The 21,094-nt window shown below is 67.5% G+C and carries 14 protein-coding genes and 2 CRISPR repeat arrays; of the genes, 9 read left to right on the top strand and 5 right to left on the bottom strand.

Annotation, left to right across the window (positions count from 1 at the left end):
- Nucleotides 1–55 precede the first annotated feature (55 nt).
- Nucleotides 56–891: a CRISPR direct-repeat array (repeat unit 37 nt; unit sequence GTTTCTCCCGTCGTAATTGACGGGAGTGGATTGAAAC).
- Nucleotides 892–1,350: 459 nt separating this feature from the next.
- Genes B9P64_RS05090 through cas7c form a run of 4 tightly spaced genes read left to right on the top strand, consistent with a single transcriptional unit; the run spans nt 1,351 to nt 7,292 of the window.
- Nucleotides 1,351–3,831 carry a CRISPR-associated endonuclease Cas3'' gene (locus B9P64_RS05090; protein WP_085315145.1) on the top strand — a complete coding sequence of 827 codons (2,481 nt, stop codon included), beginning with the start codon at nt 1,351–1,353 and terminating at the stop codon, nt 3,829–3,831.
- A gap of 17 nt (nt 3,832–3,848) precedes the next feature.
- Nucleotides 3,849–4,505 carry a type I-C CRISPR-associated protein Cas5c gene (gene cas5c, locus B9P64_RS05085; RefSeq protein ID WP_085315144.1) on the top strand — a complete coding sequence of 219 codons (657 nt, stop codon included), beginning with the start codon at nt 3,849–3,851 and terminating at the stop codon, nt 4,503–4,505.
- Entirely contained in the window at nt 4,502–6,289 is a 1,788-nt protein-coding gene (gene cas8c / locus B9P64_RS05080; protein ID WP_085315143.1) for a type I-C CRISPR-associated protein Cas8c/Csd1, read from the top strand. The genes cas5c and cas8c overlap by 4 nt, the downstream gene beginning before the upstream one ends.
- 46 nt (nt 6,290–6,335) lie before the next feature.
- Nucleotides 6,336–7,292 (top strand): type I-C CRISPR-associated protein Cas7/Csd2, encoded by a 957-nt coding sequence (gene cas7c, locus B9P64_RS05075; protein WP_085315142.1) that lies wholly within the window; start codon nt 6,336–6,338, stop codon nt 7,290–7,292.
- 9 nt (nt 7,293–7,301) lie between these two features.
- Here cas7c and B9P64_RS05070 read toward each other — a convergent pair whose 3' ends face one another.
- Together B9P64_RS05070 and B9P64_RS05065 are read right to left on the bottom strand one after the other, a co-directional pair.
- Nucleotides 7,302–7,595, bottom strand: a complete 294-nt coding sequence (locus B9P64_RS05070) for a type II toxin-antitoxin system RelE/ParE family toxin (RefSeq protein WP_176256726.1) — start codon at nt 7,593–7,595, stop codon at nt 7,302–7,304.
- Nucleotides 7,592–7,825: an addiction module protein gene (locus B9P64_RS05065; protein WP_085315141.1), complete on the bottom strand. Its 234-nt coding sequence runs from the start codon at nt 7,823–7,825 to the stop codon at nt 7,592–7,594. The genes B9P64_RS05070 and B9P64_RS05065 overlap by 4 nt, the downstream gene beginning before the upstream one ends.
- A 65-nt stretch (nt 7,826–7,890) precedes the next feature.
- Between B9P64_RS05065 and cas4 the strand changes: the two genes are divergently transcribed.
- From cas4 to cas2, 3 genes are read left to right on the top strand one after another with little or no spacing between them, the layout of a single operon-like run.
- Nucleotides 7,891–8,529, top strand: a complete 639-nt coding sequence (cas4, locus tag B9P64_RS05060) for a CRISPR-associated protein Cas4 (RefSeq protein ID WP_085315140.1) — start codon at nt 7,891–7,893, stop codon at nt 8,527–8,529.
- Between the two features lie 6 nt (nt 8,530–8,535).
- A complete protein-coding gene (gene cas1c, locus B9P64_RS05055; RefSeq protein ID WP_085315139.1) occupies nt 8,536–9,564 on the top strand; it encodes a type I-C CRISPR-associated endonuclease Cas1c in 1,029 nt (342 codons plus the stop codon).
- A gap of 7 nt (nt 9,565–9,571) precedes the next feature.
- Complete coding sequence (gene cas2, locus B9P64_RS05050; RefSeq protein WP_085315138.1) at nt 9,572–9,862, top strand: CRISPR-associated endonuclease Cas2; 291 nt, start codon at nt 9,572–9,574, stop codon at nt 9,860–9,862.
- Between the two features lie 198 nt (nt 9,863–10,060).
- Nucleotides 10,061–11,768: direct repeats of the CRISPR family, unit length 37 nt; unit sequence GTTTCTCCCGTCAGAAATGACGGGAGTGGATTGAAAC.
- Nucleotides 11,769–11,846: 78 nt separating this feature from the next.
- Here cas2 and B9P64_RS05045 read toward each other — a convergent pair.
- The gene (locus B9P64_RS05045; protein ID WP_085315137.1) at nt 11,847–13,607 is read right to left on the bottom strand and encodes a cation:proton antiporter domain-containing protein; all 1,761 of its coding nucleotides are present in this window, start codon (nt 13,605–13,607) and stop codon (nt 11,847–11,849) included.
- A 149-nt stretch (nt 13,608–13,756) separates the two neighbouring features.
- Nucleotides 13,757–14,038, bottom strand: a complete 282-nt coding sequence (locus tag B9P64_RS05040; RefSeq protein WP_085315136.1) for a hypothetical protein — start codon at nt 14,036–14,038, stop codon at nt 13,757–13,759.
- 126 nt (nt 14,039–14,164) lie between these two features.
- Between B9P64_RS05040 and B9P64_RS05035 the strand changes: the two genes are divergently transcribed.
- Nucleotides 14,165–15,184 (top strand): LysR family transcriptional regulator, encoded by a 1,020-nt coding sequence (locus tag B9P64_RS05035; RefSeq protein WP_085315135.1) that lies wholly within the window; start codon nt 14,165–14,167, stop codon nt 15,182–15,184.
- A gap of 207 nt (nt 15,185–15,391) precedes the next feature.
- Here the strand turns inward: B9P64_RS05035 and B9P64_RS05030 are convergent, their stop codons facing one another.
- Complete coding sequence (locus B9P64_RS05030; protein ID WP_085315134.1) at nt 15,392–16,942, bottom strand: malonate--CoA ligase; 1,551 nt, start codon at nt 16,940–16,942, stop codon at nt 15,392–15,394.
- A gap of 94 nt (nt 16,943–17,036) precedes the next feature.
- On the opposite strand from B9P64_RS05030, the gene B9P64_RS05025 reads away from it, so the two are divergent.
- Nucleotides 17,037–21,068, top strand: a complete 4,032-nt coding sequence (locus tag B9P64_RS05025; protein WP_085315133.1) for an FAD/FMN-binding oxidoreductase — start codon at nt 17,037–17,039, stop codon at nt 21,066–21,068.
- Nucleotides 21,069–21,094 lie beyond the last annotated feature (26 nt).

The following is a 21,094-nucleotide window of genomic DNA, read 5'->3' as shown; positions in this document are numbered from 1 at the left end:
GACGGGAGTGGATTGAAACTTTACTCGGCGCGGCCGGGATGGCGCTTGCCGCAGGGTTTCTCCCGTCGTAATTGACGGGAGTGGATTGAAACACATTCAATTTCGACGCGAATGGCAATGGCATGACCGGTTTCTCCCGTCGTAATTGACGGGAGTGGATTGAAACGAGACGGCGCACATCGTCCTGCGTCATCCACGGTGCGTTTCTCCCGTCGTAATTGACGGGAGTGGATTGAAACCTCGACCACCATCCACGCATTGCCGGCGGCCAGCGTGTTTCTCCCGTCGTAATTGACGGGAGTGGATTGAAACCGCGCTTCACCAGCGCGACGCTGGGTTTCTGGTCGTTTCTCCCGTCGTAATTGACGGGAGTGGATTGAAACAAGCCGAGATCGAGAGGCGCCGGCAGAACCCGACTGTTTCTCCCGTCGTAATTGACGGGAGTGGATTGAAACGTCATAGGCCACCAGCCCGCGCGTCTGGTGCGACAGTTTCTCCCGTCGTAATTGACGGGAGTGGATTGAAACGTCGCGGGCCGGCTGGTAATGGGCATGGGGCTGACGTTTCTCCCGTCGTAATTGACGGGAGTGGATTGAAACCCGACACGCAGGTCGGCCGCAAGGGCCGCGTCGCGCAGTTTCTCCCGTCGTAATTGACGGGAGTGGATTGAAACTGAATTCGATGCGCACGCGGTTGTAGGCGTCGCTCGGCGTTTCTCCCGTCGTAATTGACGGGAGTGGATTGAAACTCGCGCGCGCTCAGGTCCACGTCGGCGGCGCCGGTTTCTCCCGTCGTAATTGACGGGAGTGGATTGAAACAACACGTCGAGCCAGCGCGCGGTGCTGTGCTACCCCGTTTCTCCCGTCGTAATTGACGGGAGTGGATTGAAACAGCGTCGGGATCGGCAGCGCATGCGCTTCCTCGATGTTTCCCCGCCGCAATCGGCAGGAGCGGATTGAAACGAGATCGTGCCGTGTGTCGACGACCTGCTGCACGGTTTCTCCCGCCGCAGCAGGCCGTCCCACCAGTCTGACCAGCAAGGCATCGCCGGCACCGCTGCGCTCGCTTGTTTTCATGTTTGTTCGGTACGCCCGATGGCTGGATCACTGCATCGGCCGGCCGGTGGCGCGCACGCAAATACCGTTGCGTTTAGCCATGCGCCGCCGCTTCTATTGCGCCGCCGCCATGCCGGCATCCAGAAAATGCGCGCCACAATGATCTGGATCAGATTCGTGAGTTATGCCGCAATTCCCAATTTTGGCTCGGATCATTTCGGCCCTATGGTTTGTCTTGAACCTGATTGGTTAGACTTTGCGGTACTCAATGCTCATGGCCTAACCCTTTCAGATCATGCCGTCGCCTTTGCCCGCCAATTTCCGCCCGCTGGCGCATTTGAATGCCGGCGCGAGCAATGCAGAAGCCGGCGGCCATTTGCTTGTCGAGCATTTGCAAGAGGTGGCCAAAATGGCGGCGCAATTCGCGCAGCCATTCGATTCCGCGCAATGGGCATCGTTTGCAGGGCTTTGGCATGACCTTGGCAAATACCGCGCCGGTTTTCAGCGCTATTTGCGCCAGAACCCCGATGCGCATATCGAGCAGCGCACCGCTTCGGCCGATAAAACCCATTCCGCCGCCGGCGCGCTCTGGGCCGAAAGTCGGCTGATCGAAATGGCTCGGGCGGCCGTCGGGGCGGCCGGCGCCAATCCGCGTCAGCAGGCCGACGCCGAGAGGCAGGCGCGCTTTGTCGCCCGCGTGCTCCAGTACCTCATCGCCGGCCACCATGCCGGCCTCGACGACTGGAGCGGCGACACGGAGTGCGGGCAGGGGTTGTGCGCAAGGCTGCAAGGGGCCGACGCCCAGCGCGAACTGGTCGATGCGCTGGCCGGCGCAGAAGGCATCGCGCCGCCCGATGCCGTATTGCGTCCCGACGCCGCGCCACCCGCGTTCGCCACGCTGCGCATCGAAAAGCCGGGCGAGGGCGAGATTCCGGGCCGCTTTGCGCTCTGGGTGCGCATGCTGTTCTCGGCCCTGGTCGATGCCGACTTTCTCGACACCGAGCGCTACATGGACGGCGGCAAGTCGGCCCGCCGCGCCGGCTTCAAGCCGCTGCCCCAGCTGCTCGAAGCGTTCGACGCCAAGCTCGCGCAAAAGCTGGCCGACACGCGCGCTGACGGGCTGGCCGAAACAGCCGTCAACCGCGTGCGCGCCGACGTGCTGGCGCAATGCCGCGAGCGCGCCGCCGAGGCGCCCGGCGCCTGGTCGCTCAGCGTGCCCACCGGCGGCGGCAAGACGCTGTCGAGCCTGGCCTTCGCGCTCGGCCATGCGGTGCGCCACGGCAAGCGGCGCGTCATCTACGCCATCCCCTACACCAGCATCATCGAGCAGACCGCCGAGGTGTTCCGGGGCATCTTCGGCGCCGAGCAGATCGTCGAGCACCACAGCGGCGTCGAGGTCGACGAGACCCGCGAATCGGCCCACACCCGGCTTGCCTGCGAGAACTGGGATGCGCCGCTGGTCGTGACCACCAACGTCCAGCTGTTCGAAAGCCTGTTCGCGCGCCGCACTTCGCGCTGCCGCAAGCTGCACAACCTCGCCGGCAGCGTCATCGTGCTCGACGAGGCCCAGGCGCTGCCGCCGGCCTATCTGCAACCCATCGTCGATGTGCTGCGGCTGCTGATTCGCGACTACGGCGTGACCGTGCTGTTCTGCACCGCCACCCAGCCGGTGCTCACCTCGCCCGCGCTGGCCGATGTGCGCAAGGGGCTGAAGGGCTTTGCCGCTGGCGAGGTGCGCGAAATCGTGCGCGACCCGGCGGCGCTGCATCGGGCGCTGCGCCGGGTGCGCGTGCAGCTGCCGGCCAACCTCAACCAGCCGCGCGGCTGGGCCGAGCTGGCCGACGAGATCGCCGCGCACGACGCCGTGCTGGCCGTGGTCGGCCGGCGCGCCGATGCGGCCGAGCTGTACCGCCAGCTCAAGTCACGTGCCGGTGACGACGACAGCACGGCCGGCGGCCTGTGGCATCTGTCGGCGCTGATGTGCGCCCAGCACCGCGCCGATGTGCTCGGCCAGATTCGCGCCGCGCTCGCGGCCCGGCGCGCGGCGCTGGCCGCCGGCCGGCCGGCGTTGCCGGTGCGCATCGCGAGCACGCAGTTGATCGAGGCCGGCGTAGATCTGGACCTGCCGGTGGTCTACCGCGCACTCGCCGGGCTCGATTCCATCGCCCAGGCCGCCGGCCGCTGCAATCGCGAAGGCCTGCTCGCCGAGGGCGTGGTGCATGTGTTCGTGCCGCCCAAGGAGCCGCCGCCCGGCGTGCTGCGCCGCGCCGTCGGCAAGAGCCGGCTGGTCTGGGCCGGCGAGCCGGCCGATCCGCTCGCGCCCGAGCTGGTGAGTCGCTATTTCGGGCTGCTCTACAACGACGAAGCGCTCGACGCGAAGGACATGCGCGGCAAGCTGCGCGCCCAGCCCGACCTTGCGACGGCCACGCTGCCGGTGCGTTTTCGCAGCGCTTCCGACGCCTTCCGGCTCATCGACGAGGCCGACGGCGGCACGGTGTTCGTGCGCTATCCGGCCGAGGGCGTGGATGCCGGTTTCGACGCGATGTTCGGCGCGCTCGAAGCCGGCCGCACCGAATGGGGCCTGCTGCGCAAGCTCCAGCGCCACACGGTCACGCTCTACCGCCATCACCTGCTCGACCTGCTCGCGCGCGGCGACGTGCGTGAAGTGCCCAACTTTCCGGGCCTGTACGTGCAGGCGTCCGACACCTTCTACGACCCCGCGCTGGGCGTGATTGCCGACGGCGCGCCGGGCGATCCGGCCGCGCTCGTCTTCTGAACTTTGCAAGGGGAGCCATGAAGCCTTTCTGCCTTGAAGTCGCGGGCGATTACGCCTGCTTCACCCGCCCCGAAATGAAGGTCGAGCGCGTGTCCTACGACGTCATCACGCCGTCGGCGGCGCGCGCCGTGTTCGAGGCCATCTTCTGGAAGCCCGGCATCCGCTGGGCCGTCGAGCGCATCGAGGTGCTCAAGCCGGTGCGCTGGATCAGCGTGCGGCGCAACGAAGTCGCGTCGGTGGCGTCGGTGCGCAATGCCATCGCCGCCATGAACGAGGGGCGCGGCAGCATCGGCATCGACATCGAGGACGACCGCCAGCAGCGCGCCGGCCTGTTCCTGCGCGACGTGGCCTATCGCCTGCACGCGCGCATGGAGCTGCTCGGCGACGACGCGCGCGCCAACCCCGCCAAGTACGTCGAGATGTTCCGGCGCCGCGCCAGCCAGGGGCAGTGCGTCAACCAGCCCTATCTCGGCTGCCGCGAATTCGCGGCCCGCTTCCGGCTGGTGGATGCCGACGCCGAGCCGGCCACGCCCGAGGCCAGCCTCGACGGCGATCTGGGCTGGATGCTGTTCGACCTCGACTACGCCAGGGCCAGCGAGCCGCGCCCGCGCTTCTTTCGTGCCGTCGCCACGCGCGGCGTGCTCGACATCGCCGGCGCCGAGGTGCGCGGATGATTCTTCAAGCCCTGTTCCGCTACTACGAGCGCAAATGCGCCGACCCCGATCCGGCCCGGCGCCTGCCGCGCTTTGGCTTTGAAGACAAGCCGATCCCGTTCGTGCTGGAGCTGGCGGCCGATGGCCGGCTGATCGACATCACCGACACCCGCGACGGGCCGGCCAAGAAGAAGGTCGCCAAGTCGTTCTGCGTGCCGATGGGCGTGAAGAAGACCTCGGGCGTGGCCGCCAATCTGCTCTGGGACACGGCCGAATACGTGCTCGGCCTCGACACCAAGGACAAGCCCGAGCGCGTGGCCCAGCAGCACGCGGCCTTCGTCGCGCGGCTGCACGCCTTGCCGGCCGAAGCGCAGGCCGACGCCGGCATGGCGGCGGTGCTGGCCTTTCTGGCCGCCGATCCGCTCGCCGCCGTCGAGGCGCATGCGTTTGCCGCCGAGATTCGCGAGAGCAATCCCGTCGTGACTTTCCGGCTCGCGGGCGACAGCGATCTGGTGTGCGAGCGGCCGGCGGTGGCGACCGCAGCGCTGGCCGGCGAGCCCGACGCCGAGGCTGGCGAGGCGCCCGGCATCTGTCTCGTCACCGGCGGCACGGTCGCGCCCGAGCGGCTGCACAGCGCCATCAAGGGCGTGTGGGGCGCGCAGACCTCGGGCGCCAACATCGTCTCGTTCAACCTCGACGCCTTCCGCAGCCACGGCAAGGAGCAGGGCGCCAACGCTCCCGTCAGCCCGCGCGCCGCCTTTGCCTACACCACCGCGCTCAACCATCTGCTCGCGCGCGACTCGCGCCAGCGCATGCAGGTGGGCGATGCGTCCACCGTGTTCTGGGCCGAAAGCGCCGCTGCCGCCGAGGCGGAAGACGCCTTCGCCGCCGTGTTCGGCGAAGCCACCGACGACCCCGATGCGCGCACCGGCCGCATCCGCGCCGTGCTCGGCAGCGTGCAGTCGGGCGGCTACGCGCGCGACGGCGGCGGCGACCGCTTCTACGTGCTGGGCCTCGCACCCAACGCCGCGCGCATTGCCATCCGCTTCTGGCATGTGGCCACGGTGGACGAGGTCGGCGTGCGCATCGGTGAATGGTTCCGCGATCTGGCCATCGCGCGCGGCCCGGGCGATGCCGAGTTCCCGAGCCTGTTCCGCCTGCTCAGCGCCGTGGCCGTGCTCGGCAAGGCCGACAACATCCCGCCGCGCCTGGGGGGCGACGTGATGCGCGCCGTGCTGTCGGGCGGCGAATTCCCCGTCACCTGGCTCAACGCCGCCGTGCAGCGCTGCCGCGCCGAACAGCGCGTGACCTATCTGCGCGCGGCGGCCATCAAGGCCTGCCTCAACCGCGCCATCCGTTCGCATTCCCGCGAGAAGGAGTTTTCGCCCGTGCTCGATCTATCCATCACCGACCGCGCCTATCGGCTGGGCCGCCTGTTCGCCACGCTCGAAAAGATTCAGGAAGAGGCCAGCCCCGGCCTCAACGCCACCATCCGCGAGCGCTACTACGGCGCCGCGTCGAGCACGCCGGCCACCGTCTTCACCACGCTGCTGCGGCTCAAGAACCACCACATCGCCAAGCTCGACAGCCGGGGCCGCGCCGCCAACTTCGAGAAGCTGGTCGGCGAGATCGTCGGCGCGCTCGATCCGCTGACCGGCTTTCCGGCGCATCTGGCGCTGCCCGAGCAAGGCCGCTTCGCGCTCGGCTACTACCACCAGCGCCAGGCCTTCTTCACCAAGGCCGACAAGCCGGCCGAGTCGCCTGCCGCCGTCGACGACGCGCCGGCCGACATCGCCGCCGCCTGATCCATCGCCGCTTCGCTCCAACACAAAGAACGCCCAAGGAATCCGCATGACCCTCGCCAACCGCTACGACTTCGCTCTCGTGTTCGACGTGCGCGACGGCAATCCCAACGGCGATCCCGACGCCGGCAATCTGCCGCGCCTCGACGCCGAAACCGGCCACGGCCTCGTCACCGACGTGTCGCTCAAGCGCAAGGTGCGCAACTTCGTCAGCCTCACGCGCGACCAGTCCGAAACCGAGCCCCAGCCCGGCGAAAAGCGCCACGAGATCTATGTGCGCGAGCGCGCTATCCTCAACGTGCAGAACCAGCGCGCCTACTCGGCGCTCAAGCTCGACGCGCCGGTTGAAGAAGCCGCCGACGCCGCGCCCGAACCCGAGGACGGCAAGAAGAAAAAGCCGGCCAAGGAAAAGCGCAAGGGCAGCGCCAGCGACGTGGACAAGGCGCGCGCCTGGATGTGCCAGAACTTCTTCGACGTGCGCACGTTTGGCGCCGTCATGTCCACCGGCGTGAACTGCGGTCAGGTGCGCGGCCCGGTGCAGCTCACCTTCGCGCGCTCGGTCGAGCCGATCGTTGCGCTCGAACACTCGATCACCCGAATGGCCGTGGCCACCCAGGCCGAGGCCGACAAGCAGGACGGCGACAACCGCACCATGGGCCGCAAGCACACCGTGCCCTACGGCGTGTACGTGGCGCACGGCTTCGTCTCGGCTTTTCTGGCCAGGCAGACCGGCTTTGGCGAGGACGACCTCGAACTGCTGTTCCAGTCGCTGGAAAACATGTTCGAGCACGACCGCTCGGCGGCACGCGGCGAGATGGCGACGCGCGCGCTCTACGTGTTCAAGCACGACAGCCAGCTCGGCAATGCGCATGCGCATGCGCTGTTCGACCGGCTCAGCATCAAGCGCAGGCCCGAAGTGGACATCGCGCGCGGCTATGCCGACTACAGCGTGACGCTCGACGAAGCCGACTGGCCCGCCGGCGTCACGCTCATCAAGCGGGTTTGACGCGCGGGCTCAGTGGCGCTCGCGCCAGCTTTGCGGCCGGCGCCGCTGATGGGCGGCGGCGCGCAGGGTGAGCGTGTCGGCTTCCACCGAGTAGAGCAGCCAGTACGGAAAGCCCTTGAGCGTGATGGCGCGCGTGCGTGGCGATACCGGCGTGCCCAGCGCCGGATGGGCCAGCACCAGCGCAACGGCATGGTCGACGGCGGCAAGAAAGCGGGCTGCCGTGGCCGCGCCGGCGGCGCTCCGGTAGTAGTCGACGGCGTCGCGCAGTTCGCGCTCGGCCGCAGGCGCGATGGCGACTTTCAAGCCGGACGGCCGAGCCCGGCGCGCAGCTCGCGCAGCACCGTGTCGTAGTCGCGCGCATCGGCTTCGCCGGCCGCTTCGGCGTCGATGCGGCGTTCCGCCTCTGCTGCCCAGGCGGCCAGCAGTTCGGCATCGGCCGGCAGGCTGGCCATCAGCTCTTCCGCCAGCCGCGCGCGTTCGTCTTCGGGCAGGGACAGCGCTTCGGCGTGCAGGCGTTCGTAGGCGGTAGGCATGGCAATCGGCTCCCGGTGCAGGTTGGGCCGAGTTTATTCCGCAGCATCCATCACCGAGGCCGCCCATGAGCGACGACCGCACCGACTCCATTGCGCTCTCGGCGCTCCAGCACTGGGCCTATTGCCCGCGCCAGTGCGCGCTCATCCATGTGGAGCAGGTGTTTGCCGACAACCTCTACACCCAGCGCGGCAATGCTGTGCACGAGCGGGTGGACACGCCCGAGGTCGAAACCCGCGCCGGCTATCGCATCGAGCGCGCGCTGCCGCTGTGGAGCGAGCGGCTCGGCCTGATCGGCAAGGCCGATGTCGTCGAGTTCACGCCCGACGGCCAGCCCTTTCCCGTCGAGTACAAGCACGGCTCGCGGCGCAAGTCGGCCCGCATCGCCGCCTGCGACGACCTCCAGCTCGCGGCCCAGGCGCTCTGCCTCGAAGAGATGACCGGCCGCGCCGTGCCCGAAGGCGCCCTCTACTACGCCAGCAGCAAGCGGCGCCGCATCGTGCAGATCGGCCCCGCGCTGCGCGCCGAGGTGGAAGCCGCCACCGCCGCCGTGCGCGCGCTGGTGGCCGAAGGCCGCGTGCCGCCCGCCGTCGACGACGAGCGCTGCCGCGCCTGCTCCCTCATCGACCTGTGCCAGCCCGGCGCGCTCGCCGACCCGGCGCCGCTGCATGCGCTGCGCGCCCACCTCTTCGACCCCGACGCCTGAGCCGCCATGCAACTGCTCAACACGCTTTACGTGACCACGCCCGACAGCTATCTGCGGCTCGACAACGACACGCTGCGGCTGGAGATCGAGCACGAAACCCGGCTGCGCGTGCCGCTGCATCACCTGAGCAGCGTGGTGCTGTTCGGCAACGTGGGTTTGTCCACGCCACTGATGCACCGCTTTGCCGACGCCGGCATCGCGCTGGTGATGCTCGACGCCGGCGGCCGCTTCAAGGCCCGGCTGGAGGGCGGCGTGAGCGGCAACGTGCTGCTACGTACCGCCCAGCTGCGCCGCGCCGACGACGCGGCTTTCGCGCTCGACACCGCGCGCGCCTGCGTGGCCGGAAAAATCCGCAACGCGCGTCAGGTGCTGCTGCGCGGCGCGCGCGAAACCAAGCTGGCCGACGAAGCGCGCGACATCGCGCGCGGCGCCGACGATCTGGCCGCGAGCCTGCGCGCGCTGCCCACCGCCACCGACCTCGACGCGCTGCGCGGCTTTGAAGGCGAAGCCGCGCGCCAGTACTTCGCGCGACTGCGGCTGCTGGTGAAAGCCGACCGGCGCGACGCCTTCGGCATGGACGGCCGCAACCGCCGCCCGCCGCGCGACCGCATCAACGCGCTGCTGTCTTTCCTCTATTCCATGTGGATGAACGACTGCCGCTCGGCGCTCGAAGCCGCCGGGCTCGATCCGCAGGTGGGCTTTTTGCACGCGTTGCGGCCCGGCCGCGCCGCATTGGCGCTCGACCTGATGGAGGAATTCCGGCCATTTGCCGACCGGCTCGCGCTCAGTCTGGTGAATCGCGGGCAGGTGAAAGCCGGCGATTTCATCGAGCGCGAAGGCGGCGCCGTGTCGCTGGAAAGCGATGCGCGCAAGGCCGTGGTGACGGCATTTCAGGAGCGCAAGCAGGAAACGATTGCGCATGCGCTGTTTGCCGAGCCGATTGCGCTCGGATTGATTCCGCTGATTCAGGCGGGATTGCTGGCGCGCGCGATTCGCGGCGAAACCGAAGGCTATGTGCCTTTCACGCCCAAATGAGGCCGCCATGCTGGTGATTGTCTGCTACGACGTGAATACCGAAACCCGCGAAGGCCGCCGCCGCTTGCGCCGGGTTGCCAAGGTGTGTGAAGGCACCGGGCAGCGGGTGCAGAAATCGGTATTCGAATGCCAGATTGGCGTGATGGAAATGGAAGCGCTGGAAGCCCGCCTGCTGTCCGAGGTGGATCTGGCGACCGATTGCCTGCGCATTTACCGAATGCCCGACACGCGCGGCTGCGAAGTGCGCCAGCACGGCCAGTTTCGCTCGGTGTATTTCAAGGGCCCGCTCGTGATTTGAGCGCGGCTAGAATGCCGTGTGCGCGAACCCCAAGTGACCGGCGATTTGCCGGGAGGTTCGCGCTGACCGCAAGGTCTTGATTACATGGCATTTTGCTTGTGGATAACTCTTTCTCGCACCTCAGCCGACATGCTTCGTGTCCGGGTCCGCGCAAGGCGGGCTTTTTCGGCTGTGGAATCAGGCGCTTGGACGCGAAGAGTTTCTCCCGTCAGAAATGACGGGAGTGGATTGAAACTGAATAACGCCCTGCATGCGCGCGAACGACAGAAGTTTCTCCCGTCAGAAATGACGGGAGTGGATTGAAACCGCGCCAGACCCGGCCGAGTTCGCCGCGTTTGCCGCGTTTCTCCCGTCAGAAATGACGGGAGTGGATTGAAACTCGACGGTGCGCGTGTAGCCGGCCGACTCGTGCGAGGTTTCTCCCGTCAGAAATGACGGGAGTGGATTGAAACGACGAGGTGCACGGCCTCGACTGGCTGCAGGACGACGTTTCTCCCGTCAGAAATGACGGGAGTGGATTGAAACGTGCAATCGGGCGCGGGCAACGTGGCCACGTTCGTGGGTTTCTCCCGTCAGAAATGACGGGAGTGGATTGAAACTTTTTTTTGCCTTTGCGAAATAGCACCTAAGCGTCGTTTCTCCCGTCAGAAATGACGGGAGTGGATTGAAACGCGCTGCTTGACGAAAGGACCGCGCCATGAGAGCCCAGTTTCTCCCGTCAGAAATGACGGGAGTGGATTGAAACATCGCCACACCTCACGGCAGCCCTGCCATTCGACGGTTTCTCCCGTCAGAAATGACGGGAGTGGATTGAAACGGTGATGGACACGGTCATCGACGACACGCTCAGTTTCTCCCGTCAGAAATGACGGGAGTGGATTGAAACTCATTCGAGAAGCCGAGGATTGTCGCGCCCGTATCGCCGCGTTTCTCCCGTCAGAAATGACGGGAGTGGATTGAAACTCCCGCAGCATCACCGCTACGGCGCCTGCCGCTCCGTTTCTCCCGTCAGAAATGACGGGAGTGGATTGAAACCCCGGTCTCGCCTGGCCGCGCCAACGCGCACCGCGTTTCTCCCGTCAGAAATGACGGGAGTGGATTGAAACCTATCGTCGGCGGGTAGCGGCTTCCTCACCGACTAGTTTCTCCCGTCAGAAATGACGGGAGTGGATTGAAACAGCCCGGCGACCGCTCAGGGCAACGGCCTGTCGTCCGTTTCTCCCGTCAGAAATGACGGGAGTGGATTGAAACAAGCTCGTTGCCCGCCACTGCATTGAGCGCAGTGCGGGTTTCTCCCGTCAGAAATGACGGGAGTGGATTGAAACCAGCGTCACGCGGCTGGAGGCTATGCGCATCCAGTGTTTCTCCCGTCAGAAATGACGGGAGTGGATTGAAACCGGCACGTTGCTCAGCAAGGACATGCGTGACGCAGGTTTCTCCCGTCAGAAATGACGGGAGTGGATTGAAACGATCCGTCGGTGAATTCGCCGGTCGCGTGGTAGTGGCGTTTCTCCCGTCAGAAATGACGGGAGTGGATTGAAACTTCTTGAACGCGCACTGTCGGCAGGCTGTGGCCTCGTTTCTCCCGTCAGAAATGACGGGAGTGGATTGAAACTGTACAAAGCCGGTATCAAGCCCGGCCCGCTTCTGGTTTCTCCCGTCAGAAATGACGGGAGTGGATTGAAACCGTCGTCAGCACCGACAACGGCAGTCCGCTGTAGGTTTCTCCCGTCAGAAATGACGGGAGTGGATTGAAACGTCTACCCCGAAACGCTCGGCTACGCTGACGGCATCGTTTCTCCCGTCAGAAATGACGGGAGTGGATTGAAACACCGACGGGAATGCCGGCACCAACACGCCGCGCACCATGTTTCTCCCGTCAGAAATGACGGGAGTGGATGGGTGGCGGGCTTGGCGTGGCCCGATGAAGTCGGAAATGGCCGCCTATCGAGGCGGCGTCTTGCTGCCGCCCATCCGGCCCGCCTCACCCATCCAGCGCCGCCATCTGCCGCTCCCGCTCGCGCGCAATCACCAGCGTCGTCTCCGCCTCGCCCAGCCCCAGCGTGTCCAGCACCCGCGCGGCAATCTGCAAGCCCGCTTCCAGCGCCTCCGGCACCACGGCGGTCGCACCGGCCCGGCGCAATTCGCGCGCATGTTCGGCATCGTGCGAGCGCGCGTAGATGGGCACATGCGGGCAGGCCGCGCGCATGGCCCGCACCGCATGCAGCGCGGCGGCCGGCTGGTCCATGGTGATGACGATGGCGGTCGCGCGCGCCGCCTCCAGCTTGCGCAGCAGCTCGGGTCGGGCCGCGTTGCCGTAGTACACGGGCAGGCCGGCGGCATGGTCGGCGGCAGCGCGGCGCGCATCGCTTTCCACGGCGGTCCACGGCACGTCGCGCTCGGTGAGCAGGCGCGCGACCAGCTGGCCGATGCGACCGTGGCCGGCGATCACCACATGCCCGGCCAGCGCGCCGGGCGGTGCCGCGTCCACCGTGGCGGCGGGCTGGCGGGCGCCGGCGCGGGCGTCCAGGGCTTGTGCCAGCCGCTCGCCCAGCCGCGCCGCGAACGGCGTGGCAAACAGGCTCAGGCTCACCACCAGCAGCATGAACTGGCTCAGCCCGGCGTCGATCAGGCCGCGCGCGAGCGCATCGCCAATCACGATGAAGGCGAATTCGCCGCCCTGGCCGAGCAGCAGGCCGCCCTCGGCCGCGCGGCCCCAGTCCAGGCCGCCGGCGCGCAGCACCAGCGCCACCACCGCCGCCTTGATGGCGAACAGCCCCAGCACCGACAGCGGCAGCCAGAGCGGATCGCGCGCCAGTGCGCCCAGGTCGATGCCCATGCCGACCGACATGAAGAACAGGCCCATGAGCAGGCCCTTGAACGGCTCGACCGTCACTTCCACCTCGTGACGGAACTCGGTCTCGGCCAGCAGCAGCCCGGCCAGGAAGGCGCCGAGCGCCAGCGACAGCCCGAGCGCGCCGGTGAGCGCGGCGCTGCCGAGCGTGACCAGCAGGATCAGCGCCATGAAGGCATCGGGCGCGCGCTGCTGGGCAAAGTGGCGCAGCACCGGCCGCAGCACGCGCCGGCCCAGCAGGGCAAATGCCGCGATGGCCAGCGCCGAACGCAGCAGCGCCATGCCCAGGCTGGCGAGGCTGGCGCCCAGGTCGGGCACGGCGCCGGCGGCGTCGGCCAGCACGCCCACCAGGATGAGCAGCGGCACCACCGCCAGGTCTTGCAGCATCAGGATGGAAAAGCCGGCCTGCCCGAGCGGTGTGGCCAGGGTGCGGCGTTCCGACATCCATTGCATGACCACCGCCGTGGACGACAGCGCCAGCGTGCAGCCCAGCAGCAGCGCCACACGCGGCGAATTGCCGAAGGCAAACGCCAGCCCGCCGATGACCGTCGCGCTGGCCAGCACCTGCGCGCTGCCGGCGCCGAACACCCAGCGCCGCAGGCTCCACAGCCGCTCGGCCGACAGTTCGAGCCCGATCATGAACATGAGGAAGAGCACGCCCAGCTCGGCCAGCGAAGCCACCGCCTCGGGATGCGGAAAGGTCAGCGCCGCGAGCCAGGGCTGCGCGTCGGCCCACAGCCCCAGCCCGTGCGGGCCGACCAGCACGCCGGTCGCGATGAAGCCGAGCGTCTGGTTCACGCGCCAGCGTTGCAGCAGCGGAATGAGGACGCCGGCGAGCGCGAGGAACAGCAGCGTCTCGCGCAGATAGCCAAGGGTGGGATGGTCGGGCACGGCGGCGGCGGGGAAGGGTGACGGCCGGCCGAGGCTAATCGGCGCGGCCGGGCGCGCCACCGGTGCGGATCAACAAAATGAAAGGCCCGCGAAGGCTTTGCGCCATCGCGGGCCCGGGCCGGGCCGGCACTGCCGGCAGCTGCGGAGGCTCAGTGGTGCGGCGCCAAGTTGGCGCGCTCGGCGCGGTCGGCGGCTGCGTACAGGTCTTCGGCCAGACCGCGGTCGGTGGTCAGCAGCTCGTCGGCCAGATTGCGCACGTAGGCGATGTCGTCGCCCATGTCGAACTCGCCCACGAAGGGGTTGCCCAGGCCGGCCGAGAACCAGTGGCGGAAATCCTTGCCCACGGTGGCGAGACTGGCGGCGAGTTGTTCCCACACATTGGCGGCGGCAACGGCGGCGTGGATGGCGGGATGCTGGATCGATTGCTTCATGTTCGGCTCCGGTAAGACGTCGGGTTGCCGGCGTCGCAGTGATGTTGGAGCGAAGTATCGGGTTTACCCTCGATATGCCGGAACTGAATCATGCGAATGTCCGGCATTCACCAAAATGATCGCGCCATGAACTTCCGCACTCTCGATCTGAACCTGCTGCGCGTCTTCGATGCCGTCATGGCCGAGCGCAATCTCACCCGGGCCGCCGAGCAGCTGGCCATGACCCAGCCCGCCGTGAGCAATGCGCTGCGCCGTCTGCGCGAGGCGCTCGGCGATCAGCTGCTGGTGCGCAGCGGCGCGCAGATGCTGCCCACGCCGCGCGCCGACGCGCTCTGGCCCGAGGTGCGCGATGCGCTGGCGCGGCTGCGCGAACTCATCGCGCCCGACCTGTTCGATCCGGCCCAGTCGCGCCGCGTGTTCCGGCTGGCGATGGCCGACGTGACCGCCGCCACGCTGATGCCGGCGCTGGTCCAGCGCATCGAGCGCGCCAATGCGCAGATCAATCTGCGCCTCGTGCCGCTCACCTCGCGCGATCCGCGCCCGCTGCTCGACCGCGCCGAGGCCGATCTGGCGGTCGGCTACTTCCCCGACGTGTTTGCCGCCATCGCGCGCGAAGGCCCGCTGTCGCCGCTGCGGCGCGAGCAGCTCTATGAAAGCGAATACGTCTGCGTGATGAGCGCCGACCATCCGCTGGCGGCGCCGGGCGCGCTCACGCTCGATGCCTACTGCGCCGCGCCGCATCTGCTGGTGAGCTTTTCGGGCCGCGCGCACGGCTTTGTGGATGAGGCGCTGGCGGCGGCCGGACGGCAGCGCCGGATCATGCTGACGGTGAATCAGTTCTTCACCGGCGCGCGGGTGGTGGCCAATTCCGATCTGCTCACGCTGCTGCCGCGCACCTTTGTGCCGACCACCGGCTTTGCCGACCGGCTGGCGGTGCGGCCGCTGCCGATCGCGCTGGAGCAGGTGTCGGTCGAGGCGGTCTGGCATGCGCGCAACCGCCACGATCCGGCGCTGGCCTGGCTGCGCGGCGTGCTCATCGAGGCCGGCGCCGACGTGCATCTGCCCGAGGACGACAGCGGTCCCGAGCATGCCGACGGACTGGCGCAGAGCCTGCTGGCGGCCACCGGCGACGATGCCGATGCCTGACGGCGCGGCGCCATGCGATGGCGTGGCGCCATTGGCATGGCCCGGCGCGCCACCCAGCGCATTGGCGCCGGGCAAAAAAAAACGACCCGGTTCACTTGCGTGGACCGAGTCGGAGGAGGAGACGGATTGAACTGTAGGGACGGCCGGGCTCACACGGAAATGAATGTTCTGAATGCTGGGCATTACCGCCGTGAATAACGTGTCGGTTCAGACCGCGCCGGCAAACCGTTCCCGCAGCAGGTTCTTCTGCACCTTGCCCATGGTGTTGCGCGGCAGTTCTTCCACAGCAAACACGCGCTTGGGCACCTTGTAGTTGGCGATGCCGGCCTTGAGCGCCGCGATCAGCACCGCCTCGTCCACCGTCGCGCCGGGTCGCGCGACCACCACCGCCACCACCGCCTCGCCGAAGTCGGCATGCGGCAGGCCGATCACCGCCGATTCCGCGATGCCCGGCATCTCGTCGATGAAGCTCTCGACTTCCTTCGGATAGACGTTGTAGCCGCCGGTGATGATCAGGTCCTTGCTGCGGCCGACGATGCTCAGATAGCCGTCGGCATCGAGCCGGCCCACGTCGCCGGTGCGGAACCAGCCGTCGGCGGTGAAGCTTTCGGCGGTCTTGTCCGGCATCTGCCAGTAGCCGGCGAAGACGTTGGGGCCCTTGATCTGGATGTCGCCGATGGTGTCGGCGGCGACCGGCGCATCGCTGCCATCGACCACGCGCACGCCGATGCCCGGAATGGCCGGGCCGACGGTGCCGGGGCGGCGCAATGCGGGGTCGCCCCCGACCGGGTTGGAGGTGTTCATCACCGTCTCGCTCATGCCGTAGCGCTCGACGATGGTGTGGCCGGTGCGCTCGCGCCACAGCTCGAAGGTTTCCTTCAGCAGCGGCGCCGAACCGCTGACGAACAGCCGCAGGCCGGCGCAGCGCTCGCGCGTGAGGCCGGGCTCGGCCAGCAGGCGCACGTAGTAGGTGGGCACGCCCATCATCACGGTGCAGCGCGGCAGCAGTTGCAGCATGGCGGCAGGGTCGAGCTTGGGCAGGAAGATCTGGCGCGCGCCGGCGATCAGCGCGCCGTGCGCGGCCACGAACAGCCCGTGGATGTGGAACAGCGGCAGCGCATGCAGCAGGGTGTCGCGGTCGTCGGGCGAGCCTTCGGGCGCGAGGCGCCAGCTCCACAGCTTGCGCAGCGCCAGCGCATTGCTGGCCATGTTGCCGTGCGTGAGCATCGCGCCCTTGCTGCGGCCGGTGGTGCCCGAGGTGTAGAGCAGCACGGCCAGGTCGCCGTCGGCGCGCTCCAGCGTCGCAAAGTCGTCGGCGTGATGCGCGGCGCGGTCGAGCAGGGTGCCGCTGCGGTCGTCGCCGAGCGTGTACACAACTTCGGCGCCGCCGCAGAACGCCGCCTTGCCGACCCAGCTGAAGTTGGCCGGCGTGCACACCACCACCGCAGGCTTGGCGTCGCCGATGAAATACTCGATCTCGGCCTTGCGATAGGCGGTGTTGAGCGGCACGTACACCAGCCCGGCGCGCAGGCAGGCGAGGTAGAGCATCAGCGCCTCGACCGACTTGTCGACCTGCGCGGCGAGCCGGCTGCCGGCAGGCAGATCGAGCGCCGCGAGCAGATTGGCGATGCGGCCGCTGCCGTGATGCAGGTCGGCCCAGCTGTACAGCAGCGGCGCGCCCTGGCCGTGCGCTTCGATGGCGCAGGCGGCGCGGTCGGCCGGAAAGTTGGCTTCGAGAATGGTGTACAGGTTGGTCATGAGTCGTGTGCCGGGTCGTGATGCGCGCGTTTACCGCTTCCGGGTCGGTGCAAACCCGCGCGCTAGAATGATTTTTTGAGGATTATCAAACGCCATGAACGCTCCCCACAGCTTGCCCGTGGCGCAGCCCGACGCCGCCGAAGTGCCGGGGCAGCCGGCCGCCGACCGTCCGCGCCTGCGCGAGATTCCGTACAACTACACGTCCTTCTCCGACCGCGAGATCGTCATCCGCCTGCTCGGCGAAGAGGCGTGGGCCACGCTTGAACTGCTGCGCGCCGAGCGCCGCACCGGCCGCAGCGCCCGCATGCTGTTCGAGGTGCTGGGCGACATCTGGGTCGTGCAGCGCAATCCCTATCTGCAGGACGACCTGCTCGACAACCCCAAGCGCCGGCGCGCGCTGATCGATGCGCTCTGGCATCGCGTGCGCGGCATCGAGGCGCGGCGTGACGGCGGCGACGCCAGCCGCAATGAGCGCGTCGCGGCGCTGGTGGCGTCTGCAAGCGCTGCCATCGAGCATTTCGCGGCCGACTTCGACCGCGTGGCCGAGAAGCGCAAGCAGGTCATGCAGCTGCTCGGCCGCATCACTGCCAAGGACAACATCAAGTTCGATGGCCTGTCGCGCGTGTCGCATGTGACCGACGCGACCGACTGGCGCGTGGAGTACCCGTTCGTGGTGCTCACGCCCGATACCGAAGCCGAGATGGCGCCGCTGGTGCGCGCCTGCTTCGACTGCGGGCTGACCGTCATTCCGCGTGGCGGCGGCACCGGCTACACCGGCGGCGCGGTGCCGCTCACGCCGTGGTCGGCCGTCATCAACACCGAGAAGCTCGAAGCCATGAGCGCGGTGGAAATGCGCGATCTGCCCGGCGTGGGCAAGCCTGTGCCCACGGTGTTCTCCGAGGCGGGCGTCGTGACCAAGCGCGTGGCCGAGGCGGCCGATGCGGCGGGCTTCGTGTTCGCGGTCGATCCGACCTCCATCGAGGCGAGCTGCATCGGCGGCAACATCGCGATGAACGCCGGCGGCAAGAAGGCCGTGCTCTGGGGCACGGCGCTCGACAACCTCGCCTGGTGGCGCATGGTCGACCCGAGCGGCAACTGGCTCGAGGTCACGCGCATCAACCACAACCTCGGCAAGATCCACGACGCCAAGGACGTGATCTTCGAGCTGATCTGGCGCGACGGCCGCATGGCGCCCGAATCGGCCGAGATCATCCGCACCACCACGCTCAACATCGACGGCGCGCGCTTCCGCAAGGAAGGGCTGGGCAAGGACGTGACCGACAAGTTCCTGTCGGGCCTGCCGGGCGTGCAGAAGGAAGGCTGCGACGGGCTCATCACCGCCGCGCGCTGGATCGTGCATCGCATGCCCAGGCATGTGCGCACCGTGTGCCTGGAGTTCTTCGGCCAGGCGCGCGACGCGATTCCGAGCATCGTCGAGATCAAGGATTACCTCGACGCCCAGACCCGCAAGGGCGCGCCCGAAGGCATGGCGCCGGTGATGCTGGCCGGGCTGGAGCACCTCGACGAGCGCTATCTGCGCGCCGTGGGCTATGCCACCAAGAGCAAGGCGCACGGCGGCGGCCTGCCCAAGATGGCGCTGTTCGGCGACATCGTCGGCGACGATGAAAACGCCGTGGCCGCAGCCGCGAGCGAAGTGGTGCGCATCGCCAATACGCGCGTGGGCGAAGGCTTTGTGGCGGTGAGCCCCGAGCAGCGCAAGAAGTTCTGGCTCGACCGTTCGCGCACCGCCGCCATCAGCAAGCACACCAACGCGTTCAAGGTGAACGAGGACGTGGTGATTCCGCTGCCGCGCATGGACGAGTACACCGACGGCATCGAGCGCATCAACATCGAGCTGAGCATCCGCAACAAGCTCAAGCTGGTGGCCGAGCTCGACCGGCTGCTGCAAGCCAATCTGCCGCTCGGCAAGACCGACGATGCGGCCGATCTGCCGAGCGCCGACATCATCGAGGGCCGGGCGCATGACGCGCGCGAGCTGCTCGAAAAGGTGCATGCGCGATGGAGCTTTGTGCTCGGCAACATGGACCGCACGCTGGCCGAGGCCCAGGCCGAGCTGGTGCGGCTCGGCTACGACTATCTGCTCGACCAGTTCGGTCCGCGCATTGCCGTGCGGCCCAATGTGCGCGTGTTCGACCTGGTGCAGGACCGGACCATCCGCATCAGCTGGAAGCGCGAGATCCGCGCGCTGTTCCGCGAGCTGTTTGCCGGCGCCGCCTTCGAGCCCACGCTCAAGCTGTTTGAAGAGGCGCACAAGAAGGTGCTGCGCGGCCGCGTGTTCGTGGCGCTGCACATGCATGCCGGCGACGGCAATGTGCACACCAACATCCCGGTCAACAGCGACGACTACGAGATGCTGCAAACCGCCAACGAGGCGGTGGCCCGCATCATGAAGCTGGCGCGTTCGCTCGACGGCGTGATCTCGGGCGAGCACGGCATCGGCATCACCAAGCTTGAATTCCTCACCGACGAGGAGCTGCGGCCGTTCACCGAATACAAGCAGAAGGTGGATCCGCAAGGCAGGTTCAACAAGGGCAAGCTGCTGCGCGACCATCGCTTCGTCGAGGACGGCAAGGCGATGGCGCCGGGCGATCTGACGCATGCCTACACGCCCAGCTTTGGGCTGATGGGACATGAGTCGCTGATCATGCAGCAGAGCGACATCGGTGCCATCGCCACCAGCGTGAAAGACTGCCTGCGCTGCGGCAAGTGCAAGCCGGTCTGCGCCACGCATGTGCCGCGCGCCAGCCTGCTCTACAGCCCGCGCAACAAGATCCTCGCCACGTCGCTGCTCATCGAAGCCTTCCTGTACGAAGAGCAGACGCGGCGCGGCGTGAGCATCAAGCACTGGGACGAGTTCAGCGACGTGGCCGACCATTGCACGGTCTGCCACAAGTGCCTCACGCCCTGCCCGGTCAAGATCGACTTCGGCGACGTGTCGATGAACATGCGCAACCTGCTCACCAAGCTGGGCAAGCGCAAGTTCAATCCGGGCAGCAAGGCGGCGATGTTCTTCCTCAACGCCACCGACCCGGACACCATCAAGATGACGCGGGCCGCGATGGTCGGCATCGGCTTCAAGGCGCAGCGCTTCGCGAATGACCTGCTCAAGAAGTTCGCGCGCAAGCAGAGCGGCCATCCGCCGGCCACCGACGGCGGCCGTCCGCCGATGCGCGAACAGGTGATCCACTTCATCAACAAGAAGCTGCCGGGCGGCCTGCCGACCAAGACGGCGCGCGCGCTGCTCGACATCGAGGACAACGAGATCGTCCCGATCATCCGCGACCCGAAGAAGACCACCGCCGATACCGAGGCGGTCTTCTACTTCCCGGGCTGCGGCTCGGAGCGGCTGTTCTCGCAGGTGGGGCTGGCGACGCAGGCGATGCTCTGGCATGTGGGCGTGCAGACGGTGCTGCCGCCGGGCTACCTGTGCTGCGGCTATCCGCAGCGCGGCGCGGGTCAGGCCGACAAGGCCGAGAAGATCCAGACCGACAACCGCGTGCTGTTCCACCGCGTCGCCAACACGCTGAACTACCTCGACATCAAGACGGTGGTGGTGAGCTGCGGCACCTGCTACGACCAGCTCGCCACCTATGAATTCGACAAGATCTTCCCGGGCTGCCGGATCGTCGACATCCACGAATACCTGCTGGAGAAGGGCGTCAAGCTGGAGGGCGTGGAAGGCACGCGGTACATGTATCACGACCCCTGCCACACGCCGATGAAGCTGCAGGACCCGCTCAAGACGGTGAATGCGCTCATCACCACGGTCGACGCGACCAAGATCGCCAAGAACGAGCGCTGCTGCGGCGAGAGCGGCACCTTCGGCGTGACCCGGCCCGACATCGCGACCCAGGTGCGCTTCCGCAAGGAAGAGGTGATGCGCGCCGGCGCCGACAAGCTGCGCGCCGACGGCTTTGCCGGCGACGTGAAGATCCTGACCAGCTGCCCGAGCTGCCTGCAAGGCCTCACGCGCTACAACGAGGACTCGGACACCACGGCCGACTACATCGTCATCGAGATGGCCAGGCATCTGCTCGGCCCCGACTGGCTGCCCGAGTACGTGAGCGCGGCCAACCACGGCGGCATCGAACGTGTCCTCGTCTGACGCCCGCATTCCCGGCTGCCCGCTCT

It is taken from the genome of Derxia lacustris (assembly GCF_002105195.1).
Taxonomy (GTDB): Bacteria; Pseudomonadota; Gammaproteobacteria; order Burkholderiales; family Burkholderiaceae_E; genus Derxia; species Derxia lacustris.
The sequence above is the reverse complement of the archived record's forward strand: the minus strand, read 5'-3'. Positions and strand labels throughout refer to the sequence as shown.

Excerpts from the sequence above, each read along its gene's own strand:
- B9P64_RS05090 (WP_085315145.1), top strand. The coding sequence starts at position 1,351 with ATGCCGTCGCCTTTGCCCGCCAATTTCCGCCCGCTGGCGCATTTGAAT.
- cas5c (WP_085315144.1), top strand. The coding sequence starts at position 3,849 with ATGAAGCCTTTCTGCCTTGAAGTCGCGGGCGATTACGCCTGCTTCACC.
- cas8c (WP_085315143.1), top strand. The coding sequence starts at position 4,502 with ATGATTCTTCAAGCCCTGTTCCGCTACTACGAGCGCAAATGCGCCGAC.
- cas7c (WP_085315142.1), top strand. The coding sequence starts at position 6,336 with ATGACCCTCGCCAACCGCTACGACTTCGCTCTCGTGTTCGACGTGCGC.
- B9P64_RS05065 (WP_085315141.1), bottom strand. The coding sequence starts at position 7,825 with ATGCCTACCGCCTACGAACGCCTGCACGCCGAAGCGCTGTCCCTGCCC.
- cas4 (WP_085315140.1), top strand. The coding sequence starts at position 7,891 with ATGAGCGACGACCGCACCGACTCCATTGCGCTCTCGGCGCTCCAGCAC.
- cas1c (WP_085315139.1), top strand. The coding sequence starts at position 8,536 with ATGCAACTGCTCAACACGCTTTACGTGACCACGCCCGACAGCTATCTG.
- cas2 (WP_085315138.1), top strand. The coding sequence starts at position 9,572 with ATGCTGGTGATTGTCTGCTACGACGTGAATACCGAAACCCGCGAAGGC.
- B9P64_RS05040 (WP_085315136.1), bottom strand. The coding sequence starts at position 14,038 with ATGAAGCAATCGATCCAGCATCCCGCCATCCACGCCGCCGTTGCCGCC.
- B9P64_RS05035 (WP_085315135.1), top strand. The coding sequence starts at position 14,165 with ATGAACTTCCGCACTCTCGATCTGAACCTGCTGCGCGTCTTCGATGCC.
- B9P64_RS05030 (WP_085315134.1), bottom strand. The coding sequence starts at position 16,942 with ATGACCAACCTGTACACCATTCTCGAAGCCAACTTTCCGGCCGACCGC.
- B9P64_RS05025 (WP_085315133.1), top strand. The coding sequence starts at position 17,037 with ATGAACGCTCCCCACAGCTTGCCCGTGGCGCAGCCCGACGCCGCCGAA.